Below are 15622 nucleotides of genomic sequence, written 5' to 3'. Positions count from 1 at the left end.
GGACGGGACCGGGGCCCGGCGGACGGGCAGGCTCAGTCCGCCCCTCGCGCTCATGCCACCCCTCGCGCGAGCCGGTCGACCACGGACCGCACCGCGTCGGCGGTGCTCACCTCGGAGGGATGGCGGCCCGCCACCACGGTCAGGTCGAAGAGCTCGCGCACGACCTGCCGCTTCGCCTCGCCGACCGACTCCTCCGCGACCCCGTGCCCGGTGAGCAGCAGGGAGAAGGAGGACGTGGTGCCCGAGCCCTCGTGGACGCCGAGCTTGGGCCGGTGGACGGTCTCCGCGGGCAGCGCGTCGGCCATCGCCTGGCGCAGCACCCACTTGTCCCGGCCGTACCGGCGCTTCAGCCCGGCCTCCAGGGAGACGAGCAGGTCGAGGACGTTCCGGTCCCAGTACGGGTGGGTCGTCCAGTGGCCGCCGAGCAGCGAGAGGACCGGGGACATCTCGTTGAGGCCGTCGAAGGTGGCCATGTCGTACGCCACCGCCGTGTCCAGGTCCGGCAGCCGGTCCTCGCGGTGCATGCCCGCGAGCGGGATGTCCGCGCCGTACCCGGTGAGGATCCGGCGGGGCGGTCCTTCGAGCCTGCGGTAGAGCGCGACCAGCGGCAGCAGGTACTCGATGATCTCCGGGTCCACCGACTCCGAGGCCCACACCGCGTACGGCAGCTGGGCCAGCAGGTCGGCGGTGGGCACGGTGATCTCGCGGTGCCCGGTGCCCAGGTGGTCGACGACCGCCCGTGCCTGGGCGAACTCGTCGGCCGTGTCGGTGCCCATGGACACCGTGTCGAGCGCGCCGGCCGCCCGGTGCGCGCAGGCCGCGACACCGGAGGAGTCGATGCCGCCGGACAGCACCACGAGGGGGGTCTCACCGGCCGGTACGCGGAGGGCGACCGCTTCCTCCAGGGCGGCGCGGACGGCCGCCACCGCGTCCTGCTCGGGCATGATCCGCCGGGACAGCGGGGGCCGCCAGGTGGGGTGGGTGCGGACGGTGCCGGACTCCAGGTCGGCTTCCCACACGGTGCCCGCGGGCACCTGGTAGACGTCCGTGAGGCCCGGCACGCGCCGCGCGTCCGCCAGCGGGAAGCCCCGCGGGTGGCCCTGGCCCGACAGGGTCTTGGCCTCGGTGGAGGCGGTGACCTCGCCGGGCGTCACGCGCGCGTACAGCGGTACGGACCCGGCGTGGTCGGTGGCGAGCAGGACCCGGCGCCCGGTGGAGACCAGGGCCGCGAAGCGCCCGTTGAGGAGCCGGAAGGCGTGCGGGCCGTAGCGGCCGAGGAGGTGCAGCAGCAGCTCGGCGTCGCTTTCCGGGGCCGGCCCCGGGGGCAGCACGGAGTGGAGTTCCTCGCGGTTGTACAGCTCGCCGGCGAGCAGTACGGCGGTGTCCGCGTCCCGGGCCTGCGCGGCCTCGGGCACGGCCCCGGCGTCGTGCACCAGGACCGCGGCGAGGTGCCGGCCGGGCAGGGACGTGTCGATGTCGGTGTGGCTGCCGTGGGCGGCGAAGGCCGCGCGGGGCGCCCGGCCCCCGCCCGAACGGGCGGAGGCCAGGAAGCCGTGGGCAGCCGGCAGCGCCGGTGCCTTCATCGTCAGATGCTCAGGGCGCCGAAGCCGCCCGGCTGGAAGTCGTACGAGATGGGGACCTCGATCAGGAACGGGCGGCCCAGCTCGGCGCCCTTGCGCAGGGCGGCGAGCAGCTCGTCGCGGTCGGTGGCCTTGGTGGCCTCGACGCCGTTGGCCTCGGCGAGGGCGACGAAGTCGACGCCGGTGAACTTCACCGCGGGGTCGTGGCTGCGGTGGTGGCCGATGTTCTGGTAGAGCTCGATGAGGCCGTTGGTGTCGTTGTTGACGACGACGGTCACGATCGGCAGGTTGAGCCGGGCGATGGTCTCCAGGTCGGCGCTGTTGGAGTGGAAGCCGCCGTCGCCCGCGATGAGGAAGGTGGGCTCGTCCGGGCGGGCCATCTGGGCGCCCATCGCGGCGGGGATGCCGTAGCCGAAGCTGGAGCAGCCGGCCGAGGTGAGGAAGCCGAAGGGCTGGTCGGCGCGGGCGAACAGCACGCCGTAGTGCCGGAAGAAGCCGATGTCGGAGACGATCGTGCCGCGGCCCTCGCCGGCGACCTCCGCCATCACCGTGTTCATCGAGTCCATGACCTGGTGGACCCGCATGCCGTCCTCGTACGCCTCCGGGTCGGCGAGGAACTCGGCGATCCGGGCGCGCAGCGGGGCGATGTCGTGCCGCTCCTTGGCCGCGAGCGAGGCCGTGGCCGTGTCGAGGTGCTCGACGAACGCCAGCACGTCCGTGACGACGTCCACGTCCGGCCGGTACACGCGGGGGACCGGGTTGGCGGTCGGCGAGACGCGGACGGTCTTCTTCTCGGCGCCCTTCTGCCACATGGAGGGGCGCAGGTCCTCGGCGTAGTCGTAGCCGAGGGTGAGGATGAGGTCGACGGGGGAGAACAGGGTGTTCAGGGCCGGGAAGTTGAGGATCCCGTCCATGTAGCCGGTGACGGCGCCGTAGTTCAGCTCGTGGCCGTGCGGCAGGACGCCCTTGGCGATGTACGTGGTGATGACGGGGACGTTCAGCCGCTCCGCGAGGGCGCGGATGGCGGGCACCGCGCCGGAGCGGATGGCGGCGGCGCCGACCACCAGGACGGGGTGCTCGGCGTTCACGAGCAGCTCCACGGCCTCGTCGGCCGCCTTCTCCCAGCCGTCCGCGACCGCGCCGATCGGCTTGACGGGGGTGCGGGCCGGCGGGTTCGGCGCGGAGATGTCGATGCCCTCGCTGGAGCCGAGCAGGTCGACGGGGAGGGAGAGGAACGACGGGCCGACCGGCTCGGTCATCGCGGCGGTCACCGCGGAGTCCACCAGGTCGGTGATCTCGTGCGGGCGCTGGAGCTCGACGGCGTACTTGGTCATCGGCTCGGCGATCTTGACCAGGTCGAGGCACTGGTGCGTGTCGTTCGGGAAGATGTCGTGCGACTCGGACTGCGCCGCCATCGCGATGACCGGCGAGCGGTCCAGGATCGAGGTGGCGATGCCGGTGGAGAGGTTCGTCATGCCCGGGCCGAGGGTGGCCCAGCAGGCCTGGGGGCGGCCGGTGATGCGGGCGAGGACGTCGGCGGCGACACCGGCGGTGAACTCGTGCCGGGTGAGGACGAAGTCGATCCCCTCGACCTCGTCGAAGAGGATCGACGCGGCCTCTCGGCCGACGACTCCGAACACCTTCTCCACGCCGTGCTCGCGCAGCCGGGACAGGAGCGCGTGCGCGGCGGTCGGTTCGGTGCTGGGGCCGGTCGAAACACGGGACATGGATGTCTCCAGAGTCGGTCGGATGCTCGATGCCCGCCACCCTGATCGGGCCCGCTCTTCGTGCCCTCTCCCGGCCGTATCGCGGGGACCGGCCGGAGAGCGGGCGGAGAAGGAACCGAGCGAGGTCCGCCCCGTACCACCGGGTGCGATCCGGACAGTTCCCGTGCGCGAGAAGGCAGCTGCCAGGAGGAACTCCAGTGGACTAGTCCAGTGGGCACCCCCCGGGATGCCCGTTTTCGCCTCCTGCTTTGTTCTGTATTGCCGGGGGCCGTGGCGCGGATCCGGGCTTTGCGTGGACTTTGCCCCCACGCGCCGGCGGCCCGGATGGTTCGCCATTCCCGCGCCTTTCACCATTTCTTCACGCGCGCGGCTGTCCTGAAATGCGTGTGTGGGGAGTGGCGAAAAAGTCCGGCCCGCATAATCTCGGCTGCATGGCACGCTATCGAAATCAGGACGGCTTACCCCGATCGCGCCGGGGGCGCTCTCGCGGCCCTGCGGTCATCGCGACCTGCGTGGTGCTGGCCGTGGTCGCGGGCGCCGGTTACTGGGGATATTCCACGTTCGTCGACGACAAGGACACGAGCGACCCGAAGGTCGTCGAGGCGACGAAGGCGCTGACGGCCTTCCTCGACGCCTGGGAGGCGGGCGACGCGCCGCGGGCCGCGAAGCTCACGGACACACCCGAGGGCGCCGAGTCGTTGATCAAGTCGGTCATGACCAATCTGAAGCCCACCACCACGCGGATCGACGCGGGCGTGGGCGAACGCAAAGCGGATGCGAAGGTTCTTGTTCCGTTTACCGTGACGATGGACATCCCGGGCGCCGGCCCCTATTCCTGGAAGTCGAAGGCCCAGGTGGCCGAGACCGGCAAGCAGTGGAAGGTCGAATTCAACACCGAGATGATCCACCCGGACATGGTCCCGGGACAGACACTCGCCCTCGACGCCCTCGACCGGGCCGCCGTCCTCGACGCCAACGGCCGCGAACTGCGCGCGGCCTCCCTCGTCGGCGCCGTCGACCCGAAGACCGGCAAGGGCGTCTCCGGCCTCGAAGCCCGCTACGACAAGCAGCTCGCCGGCGGATCCGGCCAGGCCAAGTCGGTCGTCGTGGTGGACCGCCAGTCCGGCCAGCCGGTCAAGACCCTCTCCGGCGGCGGGAAGGGCGAGGGCAAGCCGGTGCGCACCACCATCGACCCGAAGATCCAGGAAGCCGCCGCCGGCGCCCTCGACGGCATCAAGAAGAACGCCGCCATCGTGGCGATCGACCCCAGCAACGGCCACATCCTGGCCGCCGCCAACATGCCCTCCGGGATGAACCGCGCCCTGGAAGGCCGCTACCCGCCCGGCTCGACCTTCAAGGTGGTCACCGCCGCGGCCCTGCTGAAGGAGGGCATGAAGCCCTCCGACCCCGCCGCCTGCCCGAAATTCGCCAATGTCAACGGCCAGCGTTTCGAGAACCAGGACCAGTTCGTCCTGCCGGCCGGCTCCACCTTCCGGGACAGCTTCGCCCACTCCTGCAACACCTTCTTCGTCAACTCCCGCGCCAGACTGCCCCAGGCCGGACTGCGCGACGCCGCACAGGCCTTCGGCATCGGCGGCTCCTGGGACGTCGGCACCATCACCTACGACGGCAGCGTCCCCGTCTCCACCAGCGACAACGACAAGGCCGCCTCCACCATCGGACAGGCCAGGGTGCAGGCGTCCCCCCTCGTGATGGCCTCGATCGCCGCCACCGTGAAGGAAGGAATCTTCAAGCAGCCCGTCCTGGTGCCCGACGCCGTGAAGAAGAGGTACGAGGCCCCCGCCCGCCTCGACCCCGGAGTCGCCGACTCCCTGCGGAGCATGATGCGCGCCACCGTCACCATCGGCGCCGGCAAAGCGCTCCGCGGCATATCGGGCGAGCCGCACGCCAAGACGGGCACCGCCGAATTCGGCACCGAGACCCCGCCGCGTACCCACGCCTGGATGATCGGCTACCAGCAGGACCGCGACCTCGCGTGGGCCGTGCTCCTGGAGGACGGCGGATCCGGCGGCCGTGACGCGGGCCCGATCGCGGCCAAGTTCCTGAAGAACCTGACCGAATGAGGACCGGACGCTCTCGGCGTGGTGAGGTTTCGGCCATCAGCCACTCCGCGCACTCTCCGCGTTCTTCCCCAGCCCCTAGGATCAGCGCCCGCACGAGTAAGGAATGGCAAGTACCGGCTGCACGAAAACGTATCCAGCCATGTCCGCCAATTCCGGCCGGGCATGGCTCGACTTCGACGGGGGAAGTAAGCCATGAGTACGTGGAATGAGGTGACGATCCGGCTTCTCGGTCCGGTGGCCCTGGTGCAGGACGGCGAACCGATTCCCATGCAGGGGCAGCGGCAGCGGCGATTCCTCGCCTCGCTCGCCCTGCGAGCCGGACAAGTCGTATCCAAGGAAGCGATCATCGAGGACTCCTGGGACGGCGAACCGCCGATCACCGTCTCGGGCCAGTTGCAGACCTCGGCCTGGATGGTCCGCAAGGCCCTCACCCAGGCCGGGCTGCCGCGCGACGTGCTCCGTTCGCACGACCGGGGCTACGAGTTGAGGGTTCCCCAGGAATCCATCGACCTGTACGTGTTCCGCGACGCCGTGCGCGCGGCCCGCGATCTGCACCAGCGCGGCAAGCACCGGGACGCGGCCGAACGGCTCGACGCGGTGCTCGCCCTCTGGCGCGGTCCCGCCCTCGCCGACGTCACCTCCAGCAGGCTCCGCCTCAAGGCCGAGTCGCTGGAGGAGGAACGTACCGCCGCGGTCGAACTCCGGGCCCAGGCCGACCTCGGCCTCGGCTACTACACCGAGGCGATCAACCGGCTCTCGGGACTGGTCGACCACGACCCCTTCCGGGAGGACCTCTACGTCAAGCTGATGATGGCCTACTACGCGGAGGGCCGGCAGGCCGACGCCATCCAGGTCTTCCATCAGGCCAAGAAGATCCTGCGCGAGCAGATCGGCATCAACCCCGGCGTCCCGCTGACCAAGGTCATGCAGGCGATTCTCCGCCAGGACGAGCACTTCCTGCGGGTCGACGCCGTCAAGCGCTGACGCCCCTCGGGACCCCACGGGCCCCCTTCCCCCGCCGTCGCCGGGGGGAAGGGGGCCCGCCCGCGTGCCCGGTCACCCGCTCCTGCCCTACGTCCGGCCCTACGTTCGGTCCTTCGTTCGAAGGGCGGGGGTTGACGTGAAAAGCACGGTACGTACCGACACCTCCCGTATGGTCGCCCCATTCCACGGGACCACGCACGGCAGGGGCACGACGTTGGCTGAACGACGGTCGGTACTCAAAGGAGTCCTCGCGGCATCGGGCGCCGCGATCGCCGGGGCGGGCACGACCGCCGCGGCGCCGACGGCCGGCAGAGGAGGCCCCTTCTCCACCCCCGTCGAGCTGCGCTGGCTCGGCGTCGCCGGCTGGGAGATCGTCATCGACGGCGACCGCAGCATCGTCTTCGACCCCTACCTCAGCCGCATGCCCTGCCTCGGCCCCGCCGGCACCCTCGACCCCGGACTGCCGCTGCGCACCGACCGGGCCGCCGTCGAGCGGGTGGCCGCCCGGCACCTCGCCGGAGCACCCGAACTGATCCTGGTCAGCCACGGCCACTTCGACCACATCGCGGACGTGCCCCAGCTCCTCGCCCGGCCGGAGTGGTCGCGCTCCCGGATCCGTACCGTCTGCGACGAGACCGTCCGCCACCTCCTCACCGCCATGGGGACCCCGCCCGCCCGGGTCGCCGACGTGATCCAGGTCAAGGGCGGCGACTACCTCCAGTTCGACGGCTACACCGTGGAGGTCTTCCGCAGCCTGCACAGCCGGCTCGCCGACCACGGCTCCTTCGCGCCCGGCCGCAGGGCCGCCCCGCCCCGCAGGCCCGCCACCCTCGGCGACCTCGTCGAGGGCGACACGCTCGCCTATCAGGTCTCCGTCGACTCGGGCCCGAGGATCCTCCTCATGGGCGCGAGCAACTTCGTCGAGCGGGAGTTGACCGGCATCCGACCGGACGTCGCCCTCGTCCCGATGAGCTCGCACGGAGCCGTCCACCGCTACCTGGAGCGGCTCCTGAGCGCCACCGGCAACCCCCCGCTGCTCATCCCCACCCACCACGACGACCTCACCGGCCCACTCGGCGCCGCCCCCGCCACCACCCTCCACGCCGGCCGGCCCTCCGCCGCCCAGCAGCTGACCCGGCTGGCCCCCACCGGCTGCCGCGTCCTCGACCCCGGCCCCCTGCGCCCCGTCGACCTGCGCACCGCCTTCGCCTGAGCCCCGCCGCCCGGAGCCGGCAGAGATCACCCGGAGAGCACCGTCGGAAAGGATGGCCAGGCAACCGGGCAGATCCGACAGGAAGGGCGTAAAGGCATGAGCAAGGCATTGCGCACGGCGGCCACTTGGGTCGCGGCGGTCGCCGCGCTGTCCACCGGCGCCGGCGCCGCGCACGCCGCACCGGCGGGCGCGGACGCCGGCTTCAGCTTCACGGCCGAGGAGTACCTCGCCGTCCCGTTCGGCACGGACCGCGCCACCGTCTGGCAGACCGTCGTCGGCGCCGCACAGTCACCCCCGCCCGGCTCCGCGAGCGGCTGGTGCACCGACAGCGGCTCCACCATCCAGTGTCTGACCGGCAGCGGCGACTACACCCCGTACGGCAACTTCAACTTCAACTCCGCCGGCATCCTCGTCTCCAAGCAGAACGAGTTCCTCTTCAAGCCCAAGACCCCCTCCATGACCCTCGCCCGCTACAACAAGGTCCAACTCGGCATGACCGAGACCCAGTTCTGGTCCATCGTCCCCCGCGACACCTGCATCGTCGACGAAGAGGCCTACCCCAACTGGCCCGCCACCACCGCCCACAAACTCGGCTACAAGTGCGACGCCTCCACCGGCCTCTTCCCCCCGGTCGCCTACTTCGACCTGACCGACGGCAAGGTCACCTACAAGTTCCAGCGCGCCCTGAGCTGACCGGGTACTTTGCCCGCATGAGCCGATACACAGAGGTCATCGTCCTGGCGCGGGAAGCCGAAGAGGTGATGGAGCCGCTGACCAAGCCCGACGACAACCGGGAGTGGCGTCAGTGCTTCACACGGGTGGACGACGGCATGTTCGCCGGGGAAACCTCCGCTACCGACGAGTGCTACGCCTGGGTCATCCAGTTCATCCGTCGCAACTGGACCGGCCTTCTGTCGCACCTGGAATCGCTGCCCTGGCCGAACCCGTGGTCGGTGCAGGTTCTGGTGCGGGACGAGGACGACTCCTGCTTCGGGCTGTGGATGCTCTACGACGGCCGGCTGGTCGAGGTGCCGCTGCCGCGCACGCGGCGGGAGCCCTTCTCCAGCACCATCGTCGGGGTGCTCAGCCGTACGGACCGGCCGGGGCGCTGAGGCGGGTGCCGCGGGGGCGGACGAGCGTGTGCTCGTCCGCCCCTACGGTTTTTCGGGTGGGTCAGTACGTCAGGATCGCCGGGTCCGAGATGCCCGTCGCGCCGGTCTCGACGTGGCCGGCGAGGCGGCGGAGGTAGTCGGCGTGGGACGGGGTCGTGACGGTCACGTCGTACCAGCGGGCCGCGCCGGCCGGGGCGACGGAGTGGGTCACCGTCGCGCCGTTCGGGACGGAGATGTTGGTGGTGGCGCCGCCGTAGGCGTTGGTGACCGTCAGCTGGACGGTGGAGGTCGTCGCGTTGGTGAAGGTGAGGTCCAGGCCGCCCGTGGTGGCGTTGTGGCGGGCGGTGACCTCGGGGACGGCGGTCTTGCCGGGGGAGCGGAAGCGGCGGAGGAAGCCGTTGGGGCCGTGGACGGTGAGGTCGGTGACGCCCTTGGAGTACTTGGTGTTCCAGGTGTCGGCGATCGACTTGCCGGCCTCGGTCGTGTAGGTCCAGGGGGCGTCGGTGCGGTTGGCCGAGGTGACGTAGAACTGGGCGCCGGCCGAGGGGCCGCCGGCGAAGGTGAGGCGGTAGGTGCCCGCGGTGGTGTCGGCGGAGCCGTCCACGTAGGGGGCGTACTTGAGCGGGCGGGTGGGCTTGCCGCCCGGCTCCTGGCGGGGCATCGTGCCGACGGCCGGGGCGGTGGCCAGGAAGTCGGGGTGGCGGTTCTTGTCCGGCGGGTAGTAGCCGGCCGTCGGGGGGAGCGGGGCGGGCTGGGTGTCGGTACGGGTGAAGTCGAACGCCGAGGTGAGGTCGCCGCAGACGGTGCGGCGCCAGGGCGAGATGTTGGGCTCGCGGACGCCGAAGCGGGACTCCATGAAGCGGATGACCGAGGTGTGGTCGAAGGTCTCGGAGCAGGTGTAGCCGCCGGTCGACCAGGGCGAGACGACGATCATCGGGACGCGGGGGCCGAGGCCGTACGGGCCGGCCGTGTAGCCCGTCTTGCCGCCGAAGTAGTCCAGGGAGGTCGAGACCGTCGAGAGGCCCTGCGCCGCCGAGCCGGGGACGTACGGGGGGACCACGTGGTCGAAGAAGCCGTCGTTCTCGTCGTACGTGATGAACAGGGCGGTACGGGCCCACACGTCCGGGTTCGAGGTCAGCGCGTCCAGGACCTGCGCGATGTACCAGGCGCCGTAGTTGGAGGGCCAGTTGGCGTGCTCCGAGAAGGCCTCGGGGGCGGCGATCCAGGAGACCTGGGGCAGCCGGCCGGCCTGCACGTCGGCGCGCAGGATGTCGAAGTAGCCCTCGCCCGCCTTGGCGTTGGTGCCCGTGCGGGCCTTGTCGTGGAGCGGGTTGCCGGGCTGGGCGTTGCGGTAGTTGTTGAAGTAGAGCAGGGAGTTGTCGCCGTAGTTGCCGCGGAAGGCGTCGTTGATCCAGCCCCAGGAGCCGGCGGCGTTCAGGCCGTCGCCGATGTCCTGGTAGATCTTCCAGGAGACGCCGGCCGCCTGGAGGCGCTCGGGGTAGGTGGTCCAGCCGTAGCCCGCCTCGGCGTTGTTGAGGACGGGGCCGCCGCCCGTGCCGTCGTTGCCGGTGTGACCGCTCCACAGGTAGTAGCGGTTGGGATCGGTCGAGCCGATGAACGAACAGTGGTACGCGTCGCAGATGGTGAACGCGTCGGCGAGGGCGTAGTGGAAGGGGATGTCCTCGCGGTTGAGGTACGCCATCGTGGCCTTGGTCTTGGCCGGGATCCAGTTGTCGTACTTGCCCTTGTTGAACGCGCTCTGGCCGCCCGCCCAGTCGTGGTTGAGGCCCTGGAGGTACTCCATGCCGAGCTTGTCGCTCGTGGGGCGGAAGGGGAGCGTGACCTGGCCGCCGGACGACTGGTTCCAGACGGACTTGCCGCTGGGCAGGGTCACGGGGCGCGGGTCGCCGAAGCCGCGTACGCCCTTCATCGCGCCGAAATAGTGGTCGAAGGAACGATTCTCCTGCATCAGGACGACGATGTGGTCGATGTCCTGGATCGTCCCGGTGGAGCCCTGCGCGGGGATGGACGCGGCGCGCGCGATGCTCTCCGAGAGCAGCGTGAACGCGGCGGCACCGCCGGTCAGCTGCAGGAACCGGCGGCGATTGAGGTCGGCCATGGGGGGATTTTCCTCCGGTGTGTGTACGGACGAGGGGGTGCGGGTGCGGGTGCGGCCGGGTGGACCGGCCGACGGGCGCCCCAAGGAGAGCGCCCGTGGGCCACCACCCGGCGGCCGTCCCATGACTGCCCGTCGTACGGCAGGCGAATCCCCCGTGCCCGAACGTGAAAACTCACAACCGAACAGCCCTGGCGGCCTGTTGACCCACAGGACCGTACGTGATCCCACACAAGGCGGCCCCGGAGTAAGCAACGCCCTTCACCCCGCCGGTCCGACCGCCTTCCCGGCCGCGAGCCAGCGGGCCACCCGCCGCGGATCGGCCGGCGTCCCCATCGCCCGCAGCTCGCGGTGCACCGCCCGCGGCAGCTCCGGGCGCCGCAGCAGCGGCCGCGCGGACGGATCGCCGGAGGCGAGCGCCAGGACCAGGCCGTTCCACGCCTCCGCCGACTCCGGATCGTCCGCGAGCAGCCGCGCGTACGCCCCCGCCGCCGCCGGGTCCCCGCCCACCAGGGCGCGGTCGGCGGGGGAGACGGCCGGTAACGCGACGGCCGGCGAGGCGACCAGGACCTGCCGGATCAGCCGGGTCCTGGCATGCGGCCAGCGGTCCGCGAGATCGGGCACGACGGTGGAGGGGGCGACCCGGCAGTCCGCCGCCGCCCCGGTGGCGAAGGCCCTGGCCAGCGCCCGTACGTCGTCCGGGGCGGGGACCAGGTGCCGGATCCGCCAGCCGGTGCGGTGATCGGTGGCGGCGAACGAGGCCAGCGCGTCGACACCCGGCCGGACCCGGCGGTCGGCCGTCCACTCCGGCAGCCGCGAAGCCATCCCCCGCAGGAAGCGCCGCCCGTGCGCGGTCAGCGCGGGATCGGCGCTCAGCGTCCCCACCGCCTCCCGCGTCTGCCGCAGGCTGAGCGCGAACTCGAACTCGGCCGTCGCCCGCCCCGCCCGGGGCGCCCGGTCCAGATACCGGTGCCAGAAGTCGGTGATGCCGAGGAAGGCGTACGCGCCCTGCAGCAGACCGCTCAGCGGACGGGGATCGTCCCGCCAGGGCGCGTGGTGCCGCTCCACCCCGTCGTCCCGCTCCAGCGTCAGGAGGTGCAGCAGCGCGCCCAGCTTGGTGTGCTGGAACTCGTGGACCAGGGTGACCGCCATGGTCACCGGATCCGGCGGCAACGAGGTCAGCAGGCCGCCGAAGGAATCGCCGGAGGACGCGCTGAGGACGATCCCGGTCGACGACGGCGCCAGCGCCGTCAGGCTCCGTAACCCCTCCACCAGCGCCGCCGCCGACTCCGGGTCGCTGTCCTCCAGGAGGTCGACGGACAGCGCGAACCGCTCCCGCCAGGCCGCGGTCTCCTCCGCGTCGAGCCGGCGCGGGGCCAGCGGCTCGCTGAGGTCACGGTAGGGATCGATGTCGTCGAGCCACACCTCCCCGGCGCGGCCCGCCGCCCGCGCGCGCAGCAGCCGCAGCCCCTGCCAGCCGGGCGCGTCCCCGTCCCCTTCCCCGTCCGGTCCCGTGGGCGGACCGGGCGGGCCCACGCACGCGCCGTGCGGGTCGATCCGCAGCGTGCCCGCCTCCACGACGACCTCCGCCGTCCCCCAGCGCGGATGCCCCGGCAGCCGGGCGAGGCCGAGGGTGGGGAACATGGCGGTCCCGTCCCGCAGCGGCACGGTGGTGCGCAGCGGTACCCCGGCGCGCAGCGCGGCGACGGCGCACACCGCGTGCAGATGGCCCAGGTCCGTCCAGAGCGGGCCGTCGCCCCACGCGGTGTGCCGCAGCCGCCGCAGGCTGTGCCCGAGCCACACGCCGACCTGCGGATGGAGCAGCAACTCCCGGAACTCGTCAGGTGCTTGCTCCTGTACGGCGGTCAGCACGTCCCACGCGCTGTCCACCGCCGGCAGCGGACCCAGCGCCCCCGGCGTGGCCGCGACCGCGTCGAGCAGGGCGCGCAGCAGCAGAAGCCGTCTGCTGTACTCGCCGGTCCGCAGGAAGCGGATCGTGTCGGGGCCGCCCCGCCCCGCGGCCAGGGCGTCGAAATGCGCCGAGGGAATGAGATGGTGCACGGTACGGGCGGGCTCGTGACGTCCGTCGGTCTGCACGGATCTCCTCCCGGGAATCCGTCAGTCGGCCCGCCCGGGCGGGCCGTCGCCGCTGCCGGTGGAGAAGTTCACCCGGGGTCGCTCGACCTGGCGCAGCAGCCGTTCGAGGGAGTGGGCGTGCTCGCCCGGGTCCTGCTCCCGGAGGACGGACAGGGAGACGTCGCTGAGATCGACCAGCTCGGATCCCATGTACTCGTCGGACGTGTGCATTCGACATCCCCCTTGCCCTGCCCAGAACCCCGTTGGCTCTCATGATGACGCAGGCAGGAGGGTTCGGGAAGGGCGTGATCAGCCGCTCACCCGCCTGTTCACGGAGTCAGCCAGCGATCCGCCCACTTCCTCAACTCCTCCTGCTCCAGCGAGCCCGGTTCGAGCAGCGCGATCGCCTCCACGAGGGCCGCGAGACCGCCCGGATGGCGACGGCAGGTGCGCACGATGCTGATGATGTCGGGGCGCGGCGCACCCATCCGCGGAATGGACCCGGCGAGATCGGCGGGCAGCATCCCGAGCACCAGCTGGCGCTGGTTCTGGTCCGTCATGCTCGGCCAGCCGGCCAGCAGACCGATGAGCAGATTCAGGCCCGCGTCCGGCACCGGCTCCTCGATCCGGCGCGCCGGGCGCGGAAACACGAGCCGGCGCTCGTCGCCCGCCCACGACCGGTACCAGAGCGAGGTGGGCCGCTGTTCCCCCGCGCCGAACCCGGCGACCACCCGGTCCGCGATCCCGCTCATGTCGGGCGGCCACACCGCCGCGTCCGAGGCCCCGAGCTCCGCGAGCACCGCCCGCGAGAAGGCCCCGGTCTGCTCGACCGGGTCGTTCGCCGCCCGCTGCCCCGCGCCGGACGCGAGCAGGACGAACTGCTCCCGCCCCGGCAACCGGTCCCCGCCCGAGGGGAGTTCGACGGGCAGGGTGCGGGCGAACCCGAGGTCCTCGACGAAGGTCTGGCAGGAGTCCACCAGCCAGATCTGGCGCCGGAAACCCGGCAGGAGGTCGGTGGTGAACGCGGTCAGCCAGGCGTCCAGGTCCAGATTCCGCCGCTCGCCCGCCGAGGCGTCGGCGTAGAACAGCCGCCGGTGCCCCTGCGGGTCGGTCACCCCGTGACCGCCCCAGAACACCCAGAGGAGGTCCCCTTCGAGCGCCGGAAGCCGGCGCGTCAGCACCTCCTGCACGGCCTCCCGCCCCGCGCCGCCCTCCGCGACGTCGACCGGCGGCCCGCCCGCTCCCGGCAGCGGATCCACGAGCAGGGAGATGTGGGACGCGGGCACCCCGCGCCCCCGCAGCCAGGCGGTGAAGCGCCGGGCGTCCGCCGCCGGGCCCGGCAGGTCCCAGGACGATCCGGCGGCATACCGCTCGGCGCCCACGACGACGGCGTACGTACGGTCGGGACGGGCGAGGTTCACGGCAGCTCCCCGGCGAGCAGGCGGTACAGCTCCGGATTGCTCCAGTAGGCGCTGTGGGACAGCGGGAACGGCTGGCGGCTGTCCAGGGCGACGTCGTCGACCCGGCCGGGGAAGACGCCCGCGCCGACGTAGCTCAGCAGGTCCCGCCGGTCGTACACGTTCAGCCAGCGCGGCACGTGCGCGGGCAGCGGGGCGCCGTGCTCCAGACTGGGCAGCGCCCCCAGCTCGTACAGGAACGGCGCCTGCGAGCCGACGGTGACCAGGAGCGCCACCTCCGGCAGCTCCCGCAGCACGAGCAGGTCGAGCGAGGCGATGCCCCCGAGGCTGTGCGCGAGCAGCACGACCGGCGGCTCGGCGGCCCGCACGGCCGTGAGGACGGCCTCGCGGATCGCCTCCCCCCGGGAGAGGTAGAGCAGTACGTCCCCGGCCGCCGGATGCGCCGCGTCGGTGAGCGCCGAACGGCGCTTCACCACCTGCGCGGAGGCCATGCCGAGCGCGAGCCGCCCGGCCAGCCGCTTGACCCGCCGGGTCACCGGACCCCGGTGCGTCCCCGCCCCCTCGCCGCCCGGCGGATCGCCGGGGAGCAGCTCGGTGATCCGGGCGACCGCCTCGTCGCGGGCGGTGCCGTCGAAGGCGGGCGCCGACCCGTCCCGCCCGGCCTGCCGGCGTACCGCCTCGGCGACGAACGCGCGCGCCAGCTCGGTCGTACCGGCGTACGCGGAGGGCGCGCGCAGGAACCCCCGGCACTCCGGCGTGGTGAGGACGGCGGCCACCGCGGCGGCGAACTCCTCGCCGATGCCCGCGGTGTCCAGGAGCCCCCGCAGCCCGGCGTCCCCGGGCAGGGCCAGGGCCGCCGACGAGAGCGCCTCGCCGGGTGGCCGCGCGCCCGGCGCCAGCTCCGTACGGCCCGTGGACTCCTCGGAGGCGAACCGCAGTTCGAGCAGCGGGTCGACATAGAGCAGCCCCCAGAGCTCGACCTCCTCGTCGGCCTCGCCGGCCTCCGCTCCCGGCCCCTCGGGGCCCCGCCCGGTCCCGTACCCCGGCACCGAGAGCCCGTGCGAGCGGAGCGCGGAACCGGCCGCGCCACCCCAGTAGCAGGGCAGCACGGCGACCTCCGGCCGCAGCGGCCGCAGGCCCTCCCGCACGCGCGCGAGGGAGGCGGTGAACCCCGGCTCGCGCACCCCCGTGCCATGGACGAAAAGCACCGTCGTCACTGCTCGCCCCCCGTTCGTGACGCTACGCCAAATGGCTTTCACGATAGGGCACTTGCGGCCACAGCGGATACAATCCGTAGGGGCTGTGCCTCACT

Annotated in this window: 12 protein-coding genes; 5 read left to right on the top strand and 7 right to left on the bottom strand. The window is 72.3% G+C overall.

Going from position 1 to position 15622, the window contains the following annotated elements; genetic code table 11:
- Window positions 1-50: 50 nt before the first annotated feature.
- Window positions 51-1583, bottom strand: a complete 1533-nt coding sequence (locus ACZ7G1_RS19815) for an asparagine synthase-related protein (protein ID WP_470873241.1) — start codon at window positions 1581-1583, stop codon at window positions 51-53.
- Between the two features lie 2 nt (window positions 1584-1585).
- The gene (locus tag ACZ7G1_RS19810) at window positions 1586-3307 is read right to left on the bottom strand and encodes a thiamine pyrophosphate-binding protein (RefSeq protein ID WP_470873243.1); all 1722 of its coding nucleotides are present in this window, start codon (window positions 3305-3307) and stop codon (window positions 1586-1588) included.
- A 431-nt stretch (window positions 3308-3738) separates the two neighbouring features.
- Here ACZ7G1_RS19810 and ACZ7G1_RS19805 point away from each other — a divergent pair, with 431 nt between their 5' ends.
- The 5 genes from ACZ7G1_RS19805 (at window position 3739) to ACZ7G1_RS19785 (ending at window position 8700) form a co-directional block, all read left to right on the top strand.
- The gene (locus tag ACZ7G1_RS19805; protein WP_470873245.1) at window positions 3739-5391 is read left to right on the top strand and encodes a penicillin-binding transpeptidase domain-containing protein; all 1653 of its coding nucleotides are present in this window, start codon (window positions 3739-3741) and stop codon (window positions 5389-5391) included.
- Between the two features lie 192 nt (window positions 5392-5583).
- Window positions 5584-6375 (top strand): AfsR/SARP family transcriptional regulator, encoded by a 792-nt coding sequence (locus ACZ7G1_RS19800; protein ID WP_470873247.1) that lies wholly within the window; start codon window positions 5584-5586, stop codon window positions 6373-6375.
- Between the two features lie 214 nt (window positions 6376-6589).
- Entirely contained in the window at window positions 6590-7588 is a 999-nt protein-coding gene (locus ACZ7G1_RS19795; protein WP_470873248.1) for an MBL fold metallo-hydrolase, read from the top strand.
- A 96-nt stretch (window positions 7589-7684) separates the two neighbouring features.
- Window positions 7685-8281: a BLIP family protein gene (locus ACZ7G1_RS19790; RefSeq protein WP_470873249.1), complete on the top strand. Its 597-nt coding sequence runs from the start codon at window positions 7685-7687 to the stop codon at window positions 8279-8281.
- A 17-nt stretch (window positions 8282-8298) separates the two neighbouring features.
- Window positions 8299-8700: a hypothetical protein gene (locus ACZ7G1_RS19785; protein WP_470873250.1), complete on the top strand. Its 402-nt coding sequence runs from the start codon at window positions 8299-8301 to the stop codon at window positions 8698-8700.
- A 61-nt stretch (window positions 8701-8761) separates the two neighbouring features.
- Here the strand turns inward: ACZ7G1_RS19785 and ACZ7G1_RS19780 are convergent, their stop codons facing one another.
- The 5 genes from ACZ7G1_RS19780 to ACZ7G1_RS19760 form a co-directional block, all read right to left on the bottom strand.
- On the bottom strand, window positions 8762-10819 hold the full coding sequence (locus ACZ7G1_RS19780) for a phosphocholine-specific phospholipase C (protein WP_470873255.1): 2058 nt from the start codon (window positions 10817-10819) through the stop codon (window positions 8762-8764).
- Between the two features lie 258 nt (window positions 10820-11077).
- On the bottom strand, window positions 11078-12913 hold the full coding sequence (locus tag ACZ7G1_RS19775) for an HEXXH motif domain-containing protein (RefSeq protein WP_470873257.1): 1836 nt from the start codon (window positions 12911-12913) through the stop codon (window positions 11078-11080).
- A 21-nt stretch (window positions 12914-12934) separates the two neighbouring features.
- The gene (locus tag ACZ7G1_RS19770) at window positions 12935-13123 is read right to left on the bottom strand and encodes a hypothetical protein (RefSeq protein ID WP_470873258.1); all 189 of its coding nucleotides are present in this window, start codon (window positions 13121-13123) and stop codon (window positions 12935-12937) included.
- 98 nt (window positions 13124-13221) lie between these two features.
- Entirely contained in the window at window positions 13222-14313 is a 1092-nt protein-coding gene (locus ACZ7G1_RS19765) for an effector-associated domain 2-containing protein (protein WP_470873260.1), read from the bottom strand.
- A complete protein-coding gene (locus ACZ7G1_RS19760; RefSeq protein WP_470873262.1) occupies window positions 14310-15527 on the bottom strand; it encodes an RBBP9/YdeN family alpha/beta hydrolase in 1218 nt (405 codons plus the stop codon). The genes ACZ7G1_RS19765 and ACZ7G1_RS19760 overlap by 4 nt, the downstream gene beginning before the upstream one ends.
- Between the last annotated feature and the right edge of the window lie 95 nt (window positions 15528-15622).

Source organism: Streptomyces sp. NPDC037273, from assembly GCF_055603625.1.
Note: the sequence above shows the minus strand (reverse complement) of the source record. Positions and strands in the feature narration are given on the sequence as shown.